The 19036-nt window shown below is 63.9% G+C and carries 15 protein-coding genes and 1 riboswitch; of the genes, 9 read left to right on the forward strand and 6 right to left on the reverse strand.

Going from position 1 to position 19036, the window contains the following annotated elements; translation table 11 throughout:
• Window positions 1-4: 4 nt before the first annotated feature.
• Window positions 5-916, reverse strand: coding sequence for a DMT family transporter (locus tag ACWGTO_RS00895; RefSeq protein ID WP_454573006.1), 912 nt, complete (start codon window positions 914-916; stop codon window positions 5-7).
• Between the two features lie 209 nt (window positions 917-1125).
• Here ACWGTO_RS00895 and ACWGTO_RS00900 point away from each other — a divergent pair, with 209 nt between their 5' ends.
• Together ACWGTO_RS00900 and ACWGTO_RS00905 are read left to right on the forward strand one after the other, a co-directional pair.
• On the forward strand, window positions 1126-2424 hold the full coding sequence (locus tag ACWGTO_RS00900; RefSeq protein WP_142869266.1) for an adenylosuccinate synthase: 1299 nt from the start codon (window positions 1126-1128) through the stop codon (window positions 2422-2424).
• A 77-nt stretch (window positions 2425-2501) separates the two neighbouring features.
• A complete protein-coding gene (locus tag ACWGTO_RS00905) occupies window positions 2502-4190 on the forward strand; it encodes a hypothetical protein (protein ID WP_454573007.1) in 1689 nt (562 codons plus the stop codon).
• A 58-nt stretch (window positions 4191-4248) separates the two neighbouring features.
• Here ACWGTO_RS00905 and ACWGTO_RS00910 read toward each other — a convergent pair whose 3' ends face one another.
• The 3 genes from ACWGTO_RS00910 to ACWGTO_RS00920 form a co-directional block, all read right to left on the reverse strand.
• Complete coding sequence (locus ACWGTO_RS00910; protein ID WP_454573008.1) at window positions 4249-4476, reverse strand: type II toxin-antitoxin system CcdA family antitoxin; 228 nt, start codon at window positions 4474-4476, stop codon at window positions 4249-4251.
• A 61-nt stretch (window positions 4477-4537) separates the two neighbouring features.
• Entirely contained in the window at window positions 4538-6358 is a 1821-nt protein-coding gene (locus tag ACWGTO_RS00915; protein ID WP_454573009.1) for an ABC-F family ATP-binding cassette domain-containing protein, read from the reverse strand.
• 1 nt (window position 6359) lies between these two features.
• Window positions 6360-7004 carry a thiamine diphosphokinase gene (locus ACWGTO_RS00920; protein WP_454573010.1) on the reverse strand — a complete coding sequence of 215 codons (645 nt, stop codon included), beginning with the start codon at window positions 7002-7004 and terminating at the stop codon, window positions 6360-6362.
• Window positions 7005-7209: 205 nt separating this feature from the next.
• A riboswitch (TPP riboswitch) is annotated at window positions 7210-7324 on the forward strand.
• A gap of 43 nt (window positions 7325-7367) precedes the next feature.
• Here ACWGTO_RS00920 and thiB point away from each other — a divergent pair.
• From thiB to ACWGTO_RS00940, 4 genes are all read left to right on the forward strand, one after another.
• Window positions 7368-8375, forward strand: coding sequence for a thiamine ABC transporter substrate binding subunit (gene thiB / locus ACWGTO_RS00925; protein WP_454573011.1), 1008 nt, complete (start codon window positions 7368-7370; stop codon window positions 8373-8375).
• A 244-nt stretch (window positions 8376-8619) separates the two neighbouring features.
• Entirely contained in the window at window positions 8620-10224 is a 1605-nt protein-coding gene (thiP, locus tag ACWGTO_RS00930) for a thiamine/thiamine pyrophosphate ABC transporter permease (protein ID WP_454573012.1), read from the forward strand.
• An 8-nt stretch (window positions 10225-10232) separates the two neighbouring features.
• Window positions 10233-10985 (forward strand): thiamine ABC transporter ATP-binding protein, encoded by a 753-nt coding sequence (gene thiQ, locus ACWGTO_RS00935; RefSeq protein WP_454573492.1) that lies wholly within the window; start codon window positions 10233-10235, stop codon window positions 10983-10985.
• Window positions 10986-11321: 336 nt separating this feature from the next.
• Entirely contained in the window at window positions 11322-12728 is a 1407-nt protein-coding gene (locus tag ACWGTO_RS00940) for a M48 family metalloprotease (protein ID WP_454573493.1), read from the forward strand.
• Window positions 12729-12789: 61 nt separating this feature from the next.
• Here the strand turns inward: ACWGTO_RS00940 and ACWGTO_RS00945 are convergent, their stop codons facing one another.
• Together ACWGTO_RS00945 and ACWGTO_RS00950 are read right to left on the reverse strand one after the other, a co-directional pair.
• Window positions 12790-15120: a caspase family protein gene (locus tag ACWGTO_RS00945; protein WP_454573013.1), complete on the reverse strand. Its 2331-nt coding sequence runs from the start codon at window positions 15118-15120 to the stop codon at window positions 12790-12792.
• Window positions 15121-15284: 164 nt separating this feature from the next.
• Window positions 15285-16148, reverse strand: coding sequence for an RNA polymerase factor sigma-32 (locus ACWGTO_RS00950; protein ID WP_454573014.1), 864 nt, complete (start codon window positions 16146-16148; stop codon window positions 15285-15287).
• A gap of 399 nt (window positions 16149-16547) precedes the next feature.
• Between ACWGTO_RS00950 and ACWGTO_RS00955 the strand changes: the two genes are divergently transcribed.
• The 3 genes from ACWGTO_RS00955 (at window position 16548) to ACWGTO_RS00965 (ending at window position 18901) form a co-directional block, all read left to right on the forward strand.
• Window positions 16548-17321, forward strand: a complete 774-nt coding sequence (locus ACWGTO_RS00955) for an amino acid ABC transporter substrate-binding protein (RefSeq protein ID WP_454573015.1) — start codon at window positions 16548-16550, stop codon at window positions 17319-17321.
• A 141-nt stretch (window positions 17322-17462) separates the two neighbouring features.
• A complete protein-coding gene (locus ACWGTO_RS00960) occupies window positions 17463-18143 on the forward strand; it encodes an amino acid ABC transporter permease (protein WP_112559636.1) in 681 nt (226 codons plus the stop codon).
• Entirely contained in the window at window positions 18140-18901 is a 762-nt protein-coding gene (locus tag ACWGTO_RS00965; protein ID WP_454573016.1) for an amino acid ABC transporter ATP-binding protein, read from the forward strand. Before ACWGTO_RS00960 ends, ACWGTO_RS00965 begins: the two co-directional genes overlap by 4 nt.
• Window positions 18902-19036: the final 135 nt, after the last annotated feature.

The following is a 19036-nucleotide window of genomic DNA, read 5'->3' on the forward strand; positions in this document are numbered from 1 at the left end:
TTGTTCAGGGTGTTCGCGTCGACGGAGCGCTCGCCATCTTGCGTCCGCTGTGTTCGGCCAGACCGATGCCGCCCAGCACCAGGACGAGCGCCAGCGCTTGGTAGAGCTGGAATGTCTCGCCGACGATCAGCACCGACAGCAGCGTGCCGAAGATCGGCACCAGGTTGATGAACAGCCCGGCACGGTTGGCGCCGATCAGTTCGTTGCCCCTGATGTAGAATATCTGCGAGATGACCGAGGCGCCGACCGCAGTGTAGGCGATGATCACCCAGCCGCTGATGTCGGGGACGATGACCTTACCGGCGGCGGCTTCCCACAGGACGAAAGGCAGCGACGTAATCAGCGCTGCGATCGACAGCGACAGCATCAGGCTTTGCCAGCGCATCTCCGGCTTCAGCCGCAGCCCGACCGAATAGCCGCTGTAGAGGATAACGGCGATCAGCATGATGGCATCGCCGAAATTGAGCTCCAGCGTCAGCAACCGGCGCGGGTCGCCATGGCAGGCGGTCAGCACCACGCCGGCTATGGTCAGCACGACGCCGGCAATCTGCGCCCAGTTCACGCGTAAGCGGAAGAAGATAAAGTTGGCAACGATGATCAGGACCGGCATCGCCGCCTGTTCGATCGAGACGTTGATCGCGGTAGTATAGTTGAGCGCCGTATAGAAAATAGTGTTGAACAAAGTGAAGCCGCTGGCCCCCAGTGCAGCCAGGACGAGCCAGTGTTTGCGTACCACGGGCCAGTCCTCCCTGGTCGTGCGCCAGCCGATCGGCAGCAGGATCGCGACCGCCAGCAGCCAGCGCAGGAAGACCAGCATCATCGGCGAGACATGATCGACCGCCAGCTTGCCGGCGACGGAATTGCCGCCCCACAGCAAGGTGGTGACAGCCAAGAACAGGTAGGCGTGTCGATGCATTGCAGGATTCCGGCCGCCGGAGGTGCGGTGTTTGCCGGCCTATTGCCCCCGCCGGCCCAAGTAAATGATGTCAAAGCCGAAAATTGTTGTGCCTCAGGGCATTTTCGGCGGCAAAGAAAGGTCGCACTTGCGAGGTCTTGACGCTATAGAGGCCTGTCGTTTCGAACCATATCCAGGCCGCCAGGGCGGCATCTCAAGGGAAAAGAAATATGGCCAATGTGGTGGTCGTCGGCTCGCAATGGGGCGACGAAGGCAAGGGCAAGATCGTCGACTGGTTGTCGGAGCGCGCCGACGTGGTCGTGCGCTTCCAGGGCGGCCACAATGCCGGCCATACGCTGGTCGTCGACGGCAAGGTCTACAAACTGTCGCTGCTGCCGTCGGGTGTGGTGCGGCAAGGCAAGCTGTCGATCATCGGCAATGGCGTCGTCTTCGACCCGCACGCCTTTGTCGCCGAAGTGGCAAAACTCAAGGCGCAAGGCGTCGAGGTGACGCCGGACCGCCTGAAAATAGCCGAAAACACCGCGCTTATCCTGTCGCTGCACCGGGAGTTGGACGGATTCCGCGAGGATGCTGCCTCCAATTCCGGGACGAAAATTGGCACGACCCGTCGCGGCATCGGCCCCGCCTATGAGGACAAGGTGGGCCGGCGCGCGGTCAGGGTGATGGATCTGGCGGATTTGGAAACGCTTCCCCTCAAGGTCGACAGGCTGCTGACGCATCACAATGCGCTGCGTCGCGGGCTTGGCCATGGCGAGGTCACCCATGAGGCGATCATGACCGAACTGACCTCGGTCGCCGATGAGATCCTGCCCTATATGGACCGCGTCTGGAAAATCCTCGACGACAAGCGCCGCGCCGGCGAGCGCATCCTGTTCGAGGGCGCGCAAGGCACGCTGCTCGACATCGACCACGGCACCTATCCGTTCGTCACCTCGTCCAACACCGTCGCCGGCCAGGCCGCTGCCGGCTCGGGCGTCGGCCCCGGCGCCATCGGCTATGTGCTGGGCATCACCAAGGCCTATACGACGCGTGTCGGCGAAGGCCCGTTCCCGACCGAGCAGAAGAACGAGATCGGCGAATTCCTCGGCACGCGCGGCCACGAATTCGGCGTCGTCACCGGGCGCAAGCGCCGCTGCGGCTGGTTCGACGCCGTGCTGGTGCGCCAGGCCGTTGCCGTCAACGGCATCAAGGGCATCGCGCTGACCAAGCTCGACGTGCTCGACGGGCTGGACGAGATCAAGGTCTGCACGGGTTACCGGCTCGACGGCGAAATGATCGACTATCTGCCGGCGAGCCAGGGCGCGCAGGCGCGTGTCGAACCGGTCTACGAGACGCTGGAAGGCTGGAAAGGCACCACTGCCGGCGCACGCAGCTGGAACGACCTTCCGGCGCAGGCCGTCAAATATGTCCGTTACATCGAGGAGCTCATCGGCGCACCCGTCGCGCTCCTTTCCACCAGCCCGGAGCGGGACGACACAATACTTGTGACCGATCCGTTTCAAGACTAGTTTTCTGAAGCCTTTCCGGGCATCGCGGCCGATTTGCGGGGGCTGGCCCGGGGAACAAAATGCAGGTCCATTGAAGCATGGCTGATTTCGTTGCTGTTCTGAAAAACGCGTTCGAGAAGCACGGCGACGAGACGCCTGAGAAGCGTGCGCGCATCTATAATAGCGTTCGTGCCATGCTGGCGAAGAAGCTTGCGGAATATTCGCCGCCGATGGCTCCCGAGGCCATAGACAAGCAGAAACGCTCGCTGGAAGACGCCATTTCGAGCGTCGAGCGGGACTATGCCAAACCGGCACCGGCATCCGATCCGCTGGCCGAGCTCGAACACATCTTCTCCTCCATCGACCGCAACAAGAACCAGCCCAGTCATGTAAAGCCGTCCACCACGCCTGCATCGGCACCTGCACCGGCCTGGCAGCCGGCGAAACCCGTGCAGCCGGCGCCGGTCGCCCGGACGGAGCCGAGCTGGCAAAGGCCCGCACCGACACCACCGCCGCCTGCTGCGCGCGCCGAAACCGTCAACGAGCAGGCCGCGGAGCTGGACGCCGACGACGACAGCGCCGATGTGTTTGCCAATGACGAGCAGCCGGCCGGGGATACATTCCAACGCCTGCGCCCGGCCGAACGCAAGCGCAGCTATGGCGGGCTGATCGCCGCTGTCGCCGCGCTGCTTGTGGTCGCCGGCGGCGGCTACGGCATCTGGCTGAACAAGGATGCGTTCAGCTCGATGTTCGGTCTTGGCGACACCAAGACGGTCTCGACCGAACCGCTGGTCAAGCCGGCGCCGGCGAAGCCCGCGGCCGAGGCGCCCGCACCGGCTGCTGCCGGCGAGGGAACCAAATTCACGCAGCGCCTGACGCCGGAAGGCGGCGAGACCGACCCTGGTCCCGCGGCCGGTCAAAGCGGTATTGGCGAGGGCGAATCCGTCGCCGCACTGACCACGCCGCCGCCTCCGGCTCCGGCCCCGGCGGCGACGCCAGCGCCTGCGACCCCACCCCCCAGCGATGCCGCAGCCACGGCTGTGCCCGCCACGCCCGCGCCCGCCACACCGGCGCCTGACGCTTCCGCCACGCCGCGGGCAACGCCGCCAGCCGATGGCGCCGCTCCGCCGGCCAATGGTGCAGCACCGGCTGATGCCGCGGCCACTCCGCCGGCGCCCGCAGCCGGCACGCAGCCCGCGGCGCCGACGGCCGCCGCTCCCGAGCCGACCGTTGCGGTTGGACAGAAGGCGATCTTCTATGAGGAACGCACCTCGACTTCGCAAGGCTCGGCCGAACCCGGCAGCATCGTCTGGTCGCTGGTGCAGGAATCGCCCGGTGGCGACGCGCCGCCCGAGCCAGCGATCCGCGCCGAGGCGACCATTCCCGGCAAGGACATCCAGCTGCGCATGACCATCCGCCGCAACACCGACCAGACGCTGCCGGCCAGCCACATCATCGAGATGATCTTCCTGACGCCGCAGGGCTTCGACGGCGGTGGCGTCGACAACATCCTGCGCGTGGCCATGAAGAGCTCGGAGCAGGATGCCGGCAGCCCGCTGATCGGCATTCCTGCCAAAATCGCCGACGGCTTCTTCCTGGTGGCGCTCAACGACACCAAGGCCGACGAGGACGCCAATCTGACCTTGCTCAGGGGACAGGACTGGATCGACGTGCCAGTGGTCTACAAGACCGGACGCCGGGCCTTGCTGACCATGGAAAAAGGCATCCCCGGCGAGAAGGTCTTCGACGAGGCGCTGAAGGCCTGGCAGGCGAAGACAGCGGGCTGAGAAGCGACGTTCAATCCGTTCGCTGCTCTTTCGGTTGCAGAGAGAAATCGAGGCCAGGTCAAAACGGGCGATATTTGGCCAGCGGCAGGCCGTTACGCCTGACGTAGTCGTTCGAGCTGTCGATGGCATCCTTGTTTTCTTCTTGCCATCGACGTGTCTTTTCCGCAGCGATCGCTTTGACGGTGTCCGCCTCTGCGGCGTGAGCGATGTTGATCCCCAAGGCTTCAGCCTCTTCGATCAATGGAAGCTCAATGGAGAGCTTGAGTGAAGACTGAGCATCAGCCATTTCAACGGCCCTACGATACCTATGGACAAGAGCATGGCAGCACGCCTGCAAAGCTGCAAGCTTAGCCCTCCATCTCCTCGCGCAGCATCTCCAGTTCCAGCCACTCTTCCTCGAGCGCTGCCAGCGTGGCGCGTTCCTTGTCTAGGGCGGCGATGGTTTTCTGGAACGAGGCGGGGTCGCGCTCGTAATAGGCGGGATCGGCGATGTTGTTCTCCAGCCGTGAAATCGAGGCCGTCACCGCCTCGATATTCTTGGGCAGCGATTCCAGCGCGAATTTCTGCTTGAACGACAGTTTCTTGGCGGGTCCTTTCGGCGCCGCCGCCTCGCTTCTGCCTGCTGCGTGCGTGTCGCCGGCCTCAGTCTTGGTCCGCACCTTGCGGTCGTCGAGCCGGGTGCCGCCGCGCTGCGCCAGCATGTCGGAATAGCCGCCGGCATATTCGATCCAGCGGCCGCCACCGTCCGGTGCGATGATGCTGGTTACGGTGCGGTCGAGGAAGTCGCGGTCATGGCTGACCAGGATGACTGTGCCGGCAAAGCCGGCGACCAGTTCCTGCAGCAGCTCCAGCGTCTCCATGTCGAGATCGTTGGTCGGCTCATCAAGCACCAGAAGGTTGGCCGGCCGGGCCAGGACGCGGGCCAAAAGCAGCCGCGCCCGTTCGCCGCCGGAAAGCTCGCGCACCGGCGTGCGCGCCTGCTCCGGCTTGAACAGGAAATCCTTCATGTAGGAGACGACATGGCGTTGTTCGCCATTGATGACGAGGTTTTCGCCGCGCCCGTCGGTGAGATATTGTGCCAGCGTCTCGGCCGGGTCGACCGACTCGCGCTTTTGATCGAGCGTGGCGATTTCCAGATTGGTGCCAAGCCGCACCGAGCCGGCATCCGGCTTCAACTCACCGGTCAGCATCTTCAACAGCGTCGTCTTGCCGGCACCGTTCGGTCCGACCAGGCCGACCCGGTCGCCGCGCTGGATGCGGGTCGAAAAGCCTTTGACCACGGTGAGGTCGCCAAAGCTCTTCTCGATGTTCTTGGCCTCGATCACCAGCTTGCCGGATTCGGCGGCGTCGCTCGCCACCATGGTGGCCGAGCCTTCGGCGCCGCGATGGCCGCGAAAACGCTGGCGCATGGTCTGGAGTTCGCCGAGGCGGCGCATGTTGCGCTTGCGCCGCGCCGTCACGCCGTAGCGCAGCCAATGTTCCTCGCGCACGATCTGCCGGCCGAGCTTGTGCTGCTCGCGCTCTTCCTCTTCCAGCACCTGGTCACGCCATTCCTCGAAATGGCCAAAGCCCTTGTCCAGGCGGCGGGTCTGGCCGCGGTCGAGCCAGACGGTGGCGCGCGAGACGCGTTCGAGGAAGCGACGGTCGTGCGAAATGACGATCAGCGCCGACGAGGTGCGGACAAGCTCCTCTTCCAGCCACTCGATAACAGACAGATCGAGATGGTTGGTCGGCTCATCAAGCAGCAGAATGTCGGGCTCCGGCGCCATGACGCGGGCAAGCGCGGCACGGCGGGCCTCGCCGCCGGAAAGATCGTTGGGGTTTTCGGTGCCGGTGAGGCCGAGATGCTCCATCAGATAGGTGGCGCGGTAGGGATCGTCGGCGGGACCGAGCCCTGCCTCGACATAGGCCCGGACATTGGCAAAGCCATCCATGTCGGGCATCTGCGGGAGATAACGCACGGTCGCCGAAGGCTGGCGGAACACCTCGCCGTCCTGCGGCTCGATCAGCCCGGCGGCGATCTTCAAGAGCGTAGATTTGCCGGAGCCGTTGCGGCCGACGAGCGCGATCTTGTCGCCGGCGGACGCGGTGAGTTCGGCGCCGTCGAGCAACGGCGTGCCGCCGAAAGTCAGTTTTATCCCGTCGAGGTTGAGAAGGGGCGGGGCCATGTCAGCTTTCAGGCAAGGGATGGGGATGGGCGAGCAGCAGCGCGCGGCCATGGCCAAGTGCGATTTCGAGCTTGCCTTTGACCTCATTGGAGATGGTCAGCGACGAGCCGAAGGCGACCTCGACATGGTCGAGCGGCCATTTGGCACCGGAAACGGTGAGGCCCGAGAGATCGGAAAGGCCAAGCACGGAAAACAGCGTGCCGTCGTCATAGTCGAAGCCGGCCTTGCCCGGCAAAAGGGGGACGCCTTCTTGCGCGCCGCTGGTCAACAGCACTTTTGTACCTGCCTCGGCCAGCCGCAGGCTGAGCGCCAGGTGCAGGTAGGCATGGTCGGCGCGCTTGCCGCCGAAAGCGCCGGCCAGCACCAGGCTGGTGGCGCCGCGCTCCAGTGCGGCGGCGATGGCCAGTTCGCCGTCGGTCTTGTCCTTTTCGGGCGGAAATACCTGGCGCGGCACTGCGGCGAGATCGGCGGGCAGGCCCGCCGGCACGGAATCGAAGTCGCCGACCCAAAGCTCCGGCATCAGGCCGAGCAGGCGGGCATGGCCGATGCCGGCGTCCGCGGCGATGACGCGCGTGCCTTCGACCTGGCGGTCGAGCCGCGGCGTGCCGATGAGGTCGCCGCCAAGCAGGATGGTGAATGTGCTCATATCCGGTGGCCCTTACCAGCCCCGCCGGCGAAACGGAAGGCCGAGCCCTGGCTAGCTTTTTGTTGGGGCATGATCTCCGGACAAAACGGTTCCCGTTTGTCCGAGAAAACCGGTTTCCACTCTTTGCGTTCGCTGACCTTCGGTTCGGGATCATGCGCGAGCAAACTTCCGCTTGCGTGGCACCTTGGCCGGGCCTATGTGTCGAAACGCTCTAACGGGGTGCCGGACGCGATCTTCGCGGACCGGCTGAGAGGCAGTCTCGCCAACCCGCTGAACCTGATCCGGTTTGTCCCGGCGGAGGGATTAGACGCTTCGGACAGCCCGACGCCTCAATTCCTTTCAACACGAACGAAGGAGGCGCCGATGCGCATGTTCTTGTCCCATCTTGTCCCAGCCCTGGGCCTTGCTGTTTCGCTTCTGGCTGTGCCTGCATCCGCGCAGGAAAAACTCACCGTCTACACCTATGAGAGTTTTACTGCCGACTGGGGGCCGGGCCCTGCGGTCAAGAAGGAATTCGAGGCCGAATGCGGCTGCACCCTCGACTTCGTCTCGGTCGCCGACGGCGTCGCGCTGCTCAACCGCGTCAAGCTCGAAGGCGCATCGACCAAGGCCGATATCGTGCTTGGCCTCGACACCAACCTGACCGCGGAAGCCAAGGCCTCCGGGCTGTTCGTCCCGCATGGCGCGGTGGCCGAAAACAACGTGCCGGGCGGCTGGAGCGACGATACTTTCGTCCCCTACGACTATGGCTATTTCGCCGTCGTCTACGACACCGAAAAGCTGAAGAACCCGCCGAAGAGCCTGAAGGAATTGGTCGAGGGCGCCGCTGCAGACAAGATCGTCATCCAGGATCCGCGGACTTCGACGCCGGGCCTCGGCCTGCTGCTGTGGGTCAAATCGGTCTATGGCGACAAGGCTCCGGAAGCCTGGGCGAAGCTCAAGCCGAAGGTGCTGACGGTGACGCCGGGCTGGAGCGAAGCCTACGGCCTGTTCACCAAGGGCGAGGCGCCGATGGTGCTGTCCTACACGACGTCGCCGGCCTACCACATGGTGGCCGAGAACACCGAGCGCTATCAGGCGGCGTCTTTCGAGGAAGGCGAGTATCTGCAGATCGAGGTCGCCGGCATCACCACCACGGGTGAGAAGAACCCGCTGGCACAAAAGTTCATGGCCTTCATGGCCGGGCCGAAATTCCAGGATGTCATTCCGGAGACCAACTGGATGTTCCCGGCGGGGAAGACCGACAAGCCGCTCAACCCGGCGTTCGACAGGCTGGTCATGCCGACCAAGACCTTGCTGTTCAGCCCGGAAGAGGTCGCGGCCAACAGGAAGGCCTGGGTGGATGAGTGGCTTTCGGTGATGAGTAAGTAAATACGCTATTATCGAAAGATGAGTGCTCTACGGCGCCCCCCTCTGTCCTGCCGGACATCTCCCCCACGAGGGGGGAGATTGGCTGTTTCAGCGCTCCGCTCATTCCTGCAACGCCGGCGATTGGCGAGAGCCGTCGTGAAAGCCAATCTCCCCCCTCGTGGGGGAGATGTCCGGCAGGACAGAGGGGGGCGCGAAGGAACGCGGCATTCGCCAAGCCCAGCTAACGCCTCGATGCAGGTGCTGCGTGCAACGCGCACCCTCTGACCCCCGCATCACCGCCGGCATCGTCGCGCTTGCGGCAATCGCGTTGCTGATCGGCGGCGCCTTCGCCGGGCTCATCCGCGAAGGCGCACATGACCTCACAGGCGCTGCGTCCGCCTTCGATCTCTATCTCTTGCGGGTCGTCCGCTTCACGCTCTGGCAGGCAGTCCTCTCGACGCTGCTTTCCGTCGTGCCGGCGCTGTTCGTCGCGCGCGCTCTATCGCGGCACCCGCGCTTCCTTGGCCGCGGCTTCATGTTGCAGCTGTTCACCGTGCCGCTGGCACTGCCGGCCATCGTCGCGGCGCTGGGCACACTGGCGCTCTATGGCCGAGCCGGCTATTTCGCCGCGATCGCCGGCCGAAGCTGGCCCGATATCTATGGCCTGTCGGGCATCCTCATCGCGCATGTCTTCTTCAATCTGCCGCTGGCAACGCGGCTGTTCCTCGAAGCTCTGGGAACGGTGCCTGCCGATCAATGGCGGCTGGCAAGCCAACTCGGCATGGGGGCGAGGCCAGCCTTTCGGCTGATCGAATGGCCGGTGCTGCGGTCGGCTCTGCCTGCTGTCGCCGGGCTTGTCTTCATGCTTTGCATCACCTCCTTCACCATCGTCCTCATCCTTGGCGGCGGGCCGGCGGCGACGACGCTGGAGGTCGCCATCTACCAGGCGCTGCGTTTCGACTTCGATCCGGCGCGGGCTGTGACGCTGACGGTGCTGCAGATTGCGCTGACCTTTGCCGTCGTGCTGGCGCTGACGCGGCTTGGGGCCAATGTGACCGGCGACGCCAACCTGCCGGTGGCGCCACGCCGCTATCTCTCGGCCGGCCCGATCGAAACGGCGCTCAACACGGCGTTGATCGTGCTTGCCTTGCTGTTCGTCGCCGGGCCGATGGCGGCAACCGTCGCATCAGGCCTTGGCGCCGATCTCAGCCGGCTGGCCGGCGAGAGCGCGGTGCGCCAGGCGACGCTGACCAGCGCCGGTCTCGGCCTGCTGGCGGCGTTGCTTTCGGTGGCGCTGTCGCTGTCGCTGATCATGGCGCGCCGGGCGCTGTCGCTAAGCCGTCGCTCCAGCGCGCGTTCGTTGCTCGAACACGCGGCGGACACCGGCGCCGGTTTTGTCCTCGTCGTGCCGCCCATCGTCATCGGGGCCGGCTGGTTTCTCCTGCTGCGCACGTTCAGCGACGTCTTTGCCATCGCGCCCGTCATGGTCATCACCGTCAATGCGGTGATGGCGATGCCTTTTGCCATGCGTGCGATGCGTCCGGCCTATGATGCAGCGAGCGAACGCCACGAAAAGCTGTGCGCACAGCTCGGCATTTCCGGCTGGAACCGGCTACGCTTGGTCGATTGGCCGTCGCTACGGCGGCCGCTGGCCACCGGCTTTGCCTTCGCCATGGCGCTGTCGCTCGGCGACCTTGGCGTCATCGCGCTGTTCGGCAGCGATTCGGTGCAGACCTTGCCCTATCTCCTGCTGGCGCGCATGGGCAGCTACCGCACCGCCGACGCCGCCGGACTGGCTTTGCTGCTCGGGTCGGTCTGCCTGGCTCTGGTGGTCGGCGCGGACTGGTTGGGACGAGGAGAAAGATCGTGACTTCCGCCATGGCAAAAGGCACGGCCGTGCGGCTTGACCAGGTCGCGTTCAGCTATGGCGAGACGCCGTTCCTGTTCGATGTCGAATTCGCAGCGTCGAAGATCACCGCCATCATGGGGGCCAGCGGTTCGGGCAAGTCGACCTTGCTCAATCTGGTCGCCGGCTTCGAGACGCCGCAATCCGGCCGCGTGCTGATCGGCGGCGCCAATGTCGGCGCTTCCGCGCCGTCGGCACGGCCGGTCTCGATGGTGTTCCAGGAAAACAACCTTTTTGCCCATCTCTCTGTCGAGAAGAATGTCGGGCTCGGCCGCTCGCCGTCGCTTAATCTGACGCAAGCCGACCGCGCCGCAATCGCCGAAGCGCTTGAGCGTGTCGGCCTTGCCGGCAAGGAAAAGCGCCTGCCGCGCGAGCTCTCCGGCGGCGAACGGCAGCGCGTGGCGCTCGCCCGCGTGCTGGTGCGCGACCGGCCGGTGCTGCTGCTCGACGAGCCGTTCGCTTCGCTCGGACCCGCACTGCGCGACGACATGCTCGACCTGGTGGCCGGCCTCCATGCCGAGCGCGCGATGACCATGCTGTTCGTCACGCATCAGCCGGAAGACGCGCGCCGCATCGGCGAGGAGATGGTTTTTCTGGACAATGGCAGGGTTGCCGCAACGGGACTTGCCGCCGATTTTTTCGATGGCACTGGCCCTGAAGCGTTTCGACGCTATATCGGCGCAAGTTCGGGCGGTTCACGCCATGTTGCCCGGAAGCGGACATAATTTACGACCAAACCGGCTACAGGTGATGTGGCGCTTGCTTGCCATGGTCCGGTTGATGTGGCTAGGTCCGCCCAGTACCGGTCCGGCACGAGCCGTGATTTGCCCCCTACAGCGCCGCATCCATCCGGATGTGTAAAACGCTGTAGGTTTTTTGATTTGTGCAGGATGTGCCACCGAAAATTCGATTTTTCGCTGGCGTGGACCCCTGGGTCCAGGTCATGCGCCGAGAGCTGAAGGGACGCCGCGCTGTCGACCGGCACTGACACTTTGAGACGCAGACCGCTGGTGCGCTTCCTCGTGCTGGCCGGCCTTGCCGTGGCGCTGGCCAGTTGCCAGATGTTCACGCCGCCCGAGGTGCAGGAATCAGGCTTTCAGCCTTCCGACAAGCCGATCACGGTCGACAATGTCGCTGCCAACAGCAAGCTCGCGGAGCTTGCGAAGGCGCAGCACCCGCGCATCCTCGCCACCTATGGCGGCGAATATTCCGATCCCAAGCTCGAGCGCATGGTGGCCAAGGTCGTCGGCAGCCTGACCGTGGTGTCGGCCAATCCGACCCAGACCTATCGCATCACCATCCTCAATTCGCCCAACGTCAACGCCTTCGCGTTGCCGGGCGGCTATCTCTACGTCACCCGCGGCCTGCTGGCGCTGGCCAATGATTCGGCCGAACTCGCCGCCGTCATCGCGCATGAGATGGGCCACGTCACCGCCAACCATGGCCTGCAGCGCCAGCAGCTCGAGGCCGAGGAAGGGCTGGCGACCAAGGTGGTTTCCGATGTGCTCGGCGACAGCCCGACCGCCAAGGCGGCATTGATCCGCGGCAAGTTGAGGCTGGCGCAGTTCTCGCGCAACCAGGAGCTGGAGGCCGACGCCATCGGCATCAAGTCGATCGGCGAGGCCGGCTACGATCCCTACGCTGCCGGCCGCTTCCTGCAGTCGATGTCGGCCTATACCGATTTCCGTTCGATATCGGGCGCCACCGATGCCAGCCTCGACTTCCTGGCCACGCACCCCAACACGCCGCAGCGCATCGATCTGGCGCAGCGCCACGCCCGCCAGTTCGGTGCGCCGGGCGTCGGCACGCGCGACCGCGATTCCTTCCTGGCCGGCATCGACGGCCTGCTCTACGGCGACACGCCGGAAGAAGGCTATGTGCGCGGCCAGACCTTCCTGCATCCGGGCCTCGGCGTGTCGTTCACCGTGCCGGACGGTTTCATCATCGACAATACGGCGGCGGCAGTGACGGCAACGGGCCCCGGCGACATGGCGATCCGCTTCGACGGCGTATCGATCGACAAGAACCGCGCGCTGACCGACTATATCAGGAGCGGCTGGGTGGCCGGTCTTGACGAGACCAGCGTGCGCCAGGAGACGATCAACGGCAATGAGGCGGCGACCGCGCATGCCGGCGCCGACGGCTGGCAGTTCGACATTGCGGTGATCCGCGCCGGCGGCCAGGTCTACCGGCTTTTGACGGCGGCCCCCTCGGCCAGCTCGACGCTCGATCCTGTGGCGCGCTCGGTCAGCGGCTCGTTCCGCATCCTGAGTGCGGCCGAAAAGGCGGCGCTGAAGCCACTGCACATCCGCGTCGTCACCGTTCAGGCCGGCCAGACCATGGGCTCGCTCTCGGCGCAGATGGTCGGCGTCGACCGCAAGCTCGATCTGTTCAGGGTGCTCAACGCGATGTCGCCGGGCGCCTCGGTTTCGGCCGGCGACAAGGTCAAGATCGTCACGGACAGGTAGCAGCGCAGTCCGGTTCGATAGGGCCTGCCCGTGCGATGCACGGCTGCGGTCACTGCCACTCTCAGAAGTTGCTGTCGGTGTCAGTGTTGGTGTCGGTACCGCCGTCGCCATCTGTACCTTCGCTACTGGTGTTCTCGCCACCACCGGGATTTGCAGAACGGTGCTCGGAACCATCACCGTTGTTGCCGGCCCACGATACCCGGCCGGTTTGCGGCTCGGGTTTCGGGGCCTTCGGTCTTGGCGCGGGTATGGGAACTACCTTTATTTTCGTGATGATTTTCGGGGGCCGGACCTTGCACGCCGGAATAGCCAAGGCGACCCGCTTCGGTGTGCTGAGAACACCCAAGGAATACATCTGTTGCCGCTCCATCCCGGCTCTGAAGAAGGCGAGCGCGCGGTCCGGATCAGCCGGAACACCATTGCGACCTTCCATGAAGATCGACGCAAGATCGTTCATGGCATCGATATGCCCCATCGCCGCAGATTTGAGCAGCAAGTCCAATCCCTTGGCGGCATCACGCTGGACGCCGCGGCCATTGAACAGGGTACGTCCCCACGCGGTCATGGCGTAGGGGTCACCCTTTTCGGATGCGTCCGAGTAGAGGCGGTTGGCCTGTTCGGGATTCGGGGCCGTCCCTATTCCCGACGAGACGATGGAGCCGAGCGCGAAAGCCGCGCGGACGTATCCCTTGTCCGCGGCCTGCTGGATTTCCTGCCTGGCCTCATTGACCTTGCCCGAGGCCAGCAACGCCCGTCCGAGTTGGTAGCGGAAGCGGGCAATCTCTGGATAGACCTTCACCGAGGCCTGGCAGAGCTCAACCGCGTCGTCGCCGATCTCGTTCGCCAGCCGGCCCGGGACAATGCCTTGCAGGTCGAGAGGTTCGCCCGCCGCTCGATCGCAGGGATCGACGCTTGGCGACAGTTTTAGCGTCGCCGCCTTCGACGCGTTGTCGGCACGGATCTGAAAGCCGATCTCGACCGGCGTCGCGGAGCCGATCTGCGCCTCGTAGCGCAATTTGTCGACATCGTCGGCCATCAGACTCGATTGAGGCGACAGGATGCGATCCGGCAGGGACAGCGTCCCCGTTGCCGGATAGCTTGCAAGCTTCAGGCTGATCGACGGGTCCTTGGCCGGGAAATCCAGCTTGAGCGGAATAGGGCCGACGCCGACGGGGATTTCGATGTCGCGGTTTTCGATCGCCTCGGCGGCGTCAGCGATACGAATGCCGCGCTCAATCACCGCCTGCTTTTGCTCGGCGGCGATTGAGGCCATGAGTTGCTTGCCCTCTGCGCCCGCGCCGTTTCTGATCCGCAACAGCAATACACCTTGGGATTCGCCGCCCCACTCGTTGTGCGTGGTGTAGGCCAGCGTTTCCACCTGTTCCTGCGCACCCGTCAATTCGGGGCCGTCCATGTGCAGACGTTGCAGGTCCTTGCCCTCGATCTTTTCGCCCATGGCCAAGGGCTTACCATCAAGCGTCAGTCGTCCAAGTGCCGGCAGGCTGTCGATGCTGACGCTGACTGCGCCGCCGTCGACGTCAACTGGCGCCGGCAGATCCAGCGCGACTGGCCCGATACCGGACGGGACGATCTTCTCCAGCACCGGTGGCAGCGCCGGGTGGTTGGCGCGGGGCATCAGAAAGACATCGTCGAGAAGCGAGGAATTCTCCCATGGAACCTGCTTGCCATCGGTTGCCTTGACCACGTCGCGGCGCACGGCGGCCATGACGGCCCTGATCTCCTGGTTCGGCGCCAACGCACGACGGGAGAAGGCGGAAGAAAATGGGCTGAGATTGCCGCGCCCGTCATAGGCAAAGGCTCCCGGCTCGGTGGCAAAGGCGATCAGTGCGTTCTCAGAACCCTTCACCTGCGCCAATCCGCTACCGCTGGCGACGATCAGCTGGTCGCGAAGCCAATAGTTCTTACGTGGAAAAGGATTGTTGCGGCAGGCGTCGAGGATGATCACCTGGATTTTCGATTTCGAGCGCAACTGCTGCAACATGTCATCGAGCTTGATTGCCTGAACTTCCACGTCGGCCGCATCCTTAAGCGTGGCGTCGACCGGGATGAGAAAGTTCTCGCCGCCGATCTGGAAGCCGTGGCCCGAATAATAGACCACCGCGAGATCAGCACCGTCAGCCGCCGCGAGATAGGTGCGGAAACGCTGCTCGAGCTGAAGTCTGGTCAAATCCTTGGCGACGAAAACGTCGAAGCCGGCCGTCCGGAACGTGTTTGCAACGTCTCCGGCGTCCTTGTCCGGGTTTTTGAGCGCCGGAAGTTCCCGGTATTCGGAATTGCCGATCACGAGAGCAACCCGTCGATCGGCGCTGGCGTCGAAAGTCGTCAGGGTCACAAGGATCAAAGCTGCAAGAAACACGCAGAGTCGCGACATGGCAAAATCCTCATCCGCTATGATCTGGTGAACCCCAACATACACCCTGCAGCTCAGGATATCTGTTAAAGAATTCACAATGTAGGAATGAGGAGAAGAAAATCAGACGTGCTGATCTTATTTTTGGTTGGCAATTAAATTAATACTGCAGACAACAAGATATTTCAGGCTGCCTGCGTCTCGAACTCAGGGTTCTGCTTCACCAGCGCCACCTTCAGTTTTTCCATAGCGCGGGCCTCGATCTGGCGGACGCGCTCCTTGGAAATGCCGAGCGTTTCGCCAAGCGCCTCGAGCGTCGCACCTTCGTCGCTCAGCCGTCGTTCCTCGATGATCCTGAGTTCACGGGCATTGAGCGCGCCGAGCGCTGCCTTCAACCAGAGCAGGCGGCGTTCAAAATCGATGGTGTCGCTGGCGACTTCGTCCGGCAGCGGATCGTCCGAGACCAGGAAATCCATGCGCTCGGTGGTTCCGGTATCGTCGGCTAACGGCGCGTTGAGCGAGGAGTCAGGCGCGGAAAGCCTGGAATCCATCATCGCCACGTCAGCTTCGGAGACGCCGAGCGCTACCGAGACTTCGCGATAGAGCGTCGCGTTGGAGATCGGCTCGGCGCCATTGGCCAGCCGGGCGCGCAGACGCCGCAGGTTGAAGAACAGCGCCTTTTGTGCCGACGAGGTGCCGCCGCGCACGATGGACCAGTTGCGCAGGATGTAGTCCTGCATCGAGGCGCGGATCCACCAGGTCGCATAGGTCGAGAAGCGCACCTCGCGCTCCGGCTCGAAACGCGCCGCCGCTTCCAGCAGCCCGACATGCCCTTCCTGCACCAGATCGCCGAGCGGCAGGCCGTAATGACGGAATTTCGAAGCCATCGAGATGACCAGCCGCATATGGGCAACGGTGATCTGGTGCAGCGCCTGCTGGTCCTGGTCTTCCTTCCAGCGCAAGGCGAGAACATGCTCCTCGTCGCGCTCGAGGTAGGGGGCTTTCATCGCCGCGCGGACCATGGTCCGTCCTGCCGTGTCTTCGATCATGCCGCGCTCCTGCTCCCGGACATTTTCGGACGGCCTGGAGGCCGCTATCCTGGTCTGACGTAATTCCGGACGGAAAACCGGTTTCCCACTTTTCCTGGAATTGCTTTGGGTCTGGCGCAGCTGGGGTTCTTGAAATGGAAACGCAGCGCCCTACAACACGGCATGAACGTGCCACACCGGGGATTGGTTCCGCCGCCGATGGCGGTTGTTTTGTGCTGTTCGGGAGAGTGAGCCAACACTGCAAAGCGGGCCGATTGGCATGGATCAGATTGCTTTGAGAATCTGATTCCTGGATCGGCATTTTTTTGAAATCTGGTTCCTTATTTTGCGGTGCTCTATCTGTCAGTTTCCGGCTCTCACAAGACGCCGGACACCGGCCAAGGACGGGATCACAGAAAAATGAAATGGCTCAATTCGCTCATCGTCGCCGGAACGCTGCAGGTTCTGGCCGTCACATCAGGCCATGCCGGCGCCAATCTCGACCAGATCAAGCAGGCCGGCACCATCAAGGTCGGCACCGAAGGCACCTACGCGCCCTTCACCTATCACGACGAATCCGGAGCATTGGTCGGGTTCGACGTCGAGATCGCCAAGGCGATCGGCGACAAGCTTGGCGTGAAGGTCGAGTTCCTCGAAGGCAAATGGGACGGGTTGATTGCCGGCCTCGACGCCAACCGCTACGACGCTGTCATCAATGAGGTCGGCATTACCGACGCGCGCAAGGCGAAGTACGACTTCTCCGATCCCTACATCGCCTCCAAGGCGGTGCTGATCGTGCGCGGCGACGACACCGACATCAAGGCCTTTGCCGACCTCAAGGGCAAGAAGTCAGCACAGTCGCTGACCTCGAATTTCGGCAAGCTTGCCGAGACCAACGGCGCCGAGCTCGTCGGTACCGACGGCTTCGACCAGTCGATCCAGCTGCTGCTCACCGGCCGCGCCGACGCAACCATCAACGACAGCCTGTCGTTCCTCGACTTCAAGAAGCACAAGCCTGACGCCAATGTGAAGATCGCCGCGCAGGAAGAAAACGCCGACTATTCCGGCGTCATCGTGCGCAAGGGCGATCCGGAACTGGTGGCCGCGATCAACAAGGCGCTGGCCGACATCAAGGCCGACGGCACCTACAAGAAGATCGCCGACACCTATTTCGGCCAGGACGTTTCGCAGTAACGAAGGTCTCCCGGCGGTCGCCGGCGGCAATGACACAACAGCGGCGGGCCGTCTTTGACGGCTCGCCGCTTTTCGCATGATATGAGAAGCACAATCGCACTCCCGGTCATGGCCGGCAGTCTGTGAGGGAAGGAGCCGTTCGTGCCGCACTGGCTGTACCTGATGCTGGACTCGTTGCCGACGCTGCTGTGGGCGGCGTTGATCTTCACCGTACCGCTAACGCTGCTGTCGTTTGCGCTCGGCCTGTTCGTCGGGCTGGTTGTCGCCCTGGTGCGACTGTTCGGTCCGAAGCCTCTGGTCGCCGTGGTTCGCTTCTATGTCTGGATCTTTCGCGGCACGCCGCTTCTGGTGCAGCTGTTCCTGATCTTTTACGGCCTGCCCTCGGTCGGCATATTGCTCGATGCGTTTCCGGCGGCGCTGATCGGCTTCACCCTCAATATCGGCGCTTACAGTTCCGAAATCATCCGCGCCGTGATCGGCTCGGTGCCGAAAGGGCAGTGGGAGGCGGCCTATTCGATCGGCATGACCTGGAGCCAGGCGATGCGGCGCACCATCCTGCCGCAAGCCGGCCGGGTCGCGGTGCCGCCGCTGTCCAACACCTTCATCTCGCTGGTCAAGGATACCTCGCTGGCCGCCGCCATCACCGTGCCGGAGATGTTCCAGGCGGCGCAGCGCATCGTCGCCACCACCTATGAACCGCTGATCCTCTATGTCGAAGCGGCGATCCTTTATCTGGCAATGAGCTCGGTGCTATCGGCCTTGCAGACGCGGCTGGAGGAGCGGCTGAACCGCTATGGCGGCTTTCTGGAGGCGCGCTCATGATCGGCCTCACCGACATCGAAAAGCGCTTCGGCGACAATCTGGTGCTGAAAGGCGTGACGGTCACCATTGCCGAAGGCAGCGTCACCGCCCTGGTCGGCCCGTCCGGCGGGGGAAAAAGCACGTTGCTGCGCTGTATCAACCTCCTGGAGATCCCGACCTCCGGCACGGTGCGCATCGGCGACGAGACGCTGGAATTCCGTCCCGGCATCAAGGTCCCCAGCCGGGACATCCAGCGGCTGCGGCTGCAGACCGGCATGGTGTTCCAGAATTTCCAGCTGTTCCCGCATCGCACCGCCATCGAGAACGTCATGGAGGGGCTGGTGACGGTGCTGAAATGGCCAACGGCCAAGGCGCGCGAGCGAGCGCTGGCGCTGCTGGAAAAGGTGGGGATGGTGCACAAGGCCGATGCCTGGCCGGCGACGCTGTCGGGCGGCCAGCAGCAGCGTGTGGCGATTGCCCGCGCGCTGGCTCCGTCGCCAAAGGTGCTGCTGTGCGACGAGCCGACCTCGGCGCTCGATCCCGAACTGGCGCAGGAAGTGGTCGACGTGCTGGGAAAACTCGCCAGCGAAGGCACGACCATGGTGATGGCAACGCACGATCTCAGGCTTGCGTCCAAGATCGCGCAGGAGGTGGTGTTCCTCGACGCCGGCGTGGTTGTGGAGAAAGGCGCTGCGGCAAAGGTGTTCTCCACCCCCGAGCGGGAGCGGACGAAGCGATTTATCGCCACGCTGAAGCAGGAAGCCGAGAAGGAAGCTTAGGGAGGTCGGACCGAAGGTCCGGGTGGGGACAGGTGCTACGCACCCCCACCCCGCTGCTTCGCAGCGACCCTCCCCACAAGCGGGAGGGTAGGGTTTCAAAACAAAAAACCCGGCCGAGGCCGGGTTTTTCATGAA

The organism is Mesorhizobium sp. PL10, from assembly GCF_053714315.1.

Excerpts from the sequence above, each read along its gene's own strand:
- ACWGTO_RS00950 (WP_454573014.1), bottom strand. The coding sequence starts at position 16,148 with ATGATCGAAGACACGGCAGGACGGACCATGGTCCGCGCGGCGATGAAA.
- ACWGTO_RS00905 (WP_454573007.1), top strand. The coding sequence starts at position 2,502 with ATGGCTGATTTCGTTGCTGTTCTGAAAAACGCGTTCGAGAAGCACGGC.
- ACWGTO_RS00910 (WP_454573008.1), bottom strand. The coding sequence starts at position 4,476 with ATGGCTGATGCTCAGTCTTCACTCAAGCTCTCCATTGAGCTTCCATTG.
- ACWGTO_RS00920 (WP_454573010.1), bottom strand. The coding sequence starts at position 7,004 with ATGAGCACATTCACCATCCTGCTTGGCGGCGACCTCATCGGCACGCCG.
- ACWGTO_RS00955 (WP_454573015.1), top strand. The coding sequence starts at position 16,548 with ATGAAATGGCTCAATTCGCTCATCGTCGCCGGAACGCTGCAGGTTCTG.
- ACWGTO_RS00915 (WP_454573009.1), bottom strand. The coding sequence starts at position 6,358 with ATGGCCCCGCCCCTTCTCAACCTCGACGGGATAAAACTGACTTTCGGC.
- ACWGTO_RS00895 (WP_454573006.1), bottom strand. The coding sequence starts at position 916 with ATGCATCGACACGCCTACCTGTTCTTGGCTGTCACCACCTTGCTGTGG.
- ACWGTO_RS00965 (WP_454573016.1), top strand. The coding sequence starts at position 18,140 with ATGATCGGCCTCACCGACATCGAAAAGCGCTTCGGCGACAATCTGGTG.
- ACWGTO_RS00940 (WP_454573493.1), top strand. The coding sequence starts at position 11,322 with ATGTTCACGCCGCCCGAGGTGCAGGAATCAGGCTTTCAGCCTTCCGAC.
- thiB (WP_454573011.1), top strand. The coding sequence starts at position 7,368 with ATGCGCATGTTCTTGTCCCATCTTGTCCCAGCCCTGGGCCTTGCTGTT.
- thiQ (WP_454573492.1), top strand. The coding sequence starts at position 10,233 with ATGGCAAAAGGCACGGCCGTGCGGCTTGACCAGGTCGCGTTCAGCTAT.
- ACWGTO_RS00945 (WP_454573013.1), bottom strand. The coding sequence starts at position 15,120 with ATGTCGCGACTCTGCGTGTTTCTTGCAGCTTTGATCCTTGTGACCCTG.
- ACWGTO_RS00900 (WP_142869266.1), top strand. The coding sequence starts at position 1,126 with ATGGCCAATGTGGTGGTCGTCGGCTCGCAATGGGGCGACGAAGGCAAG.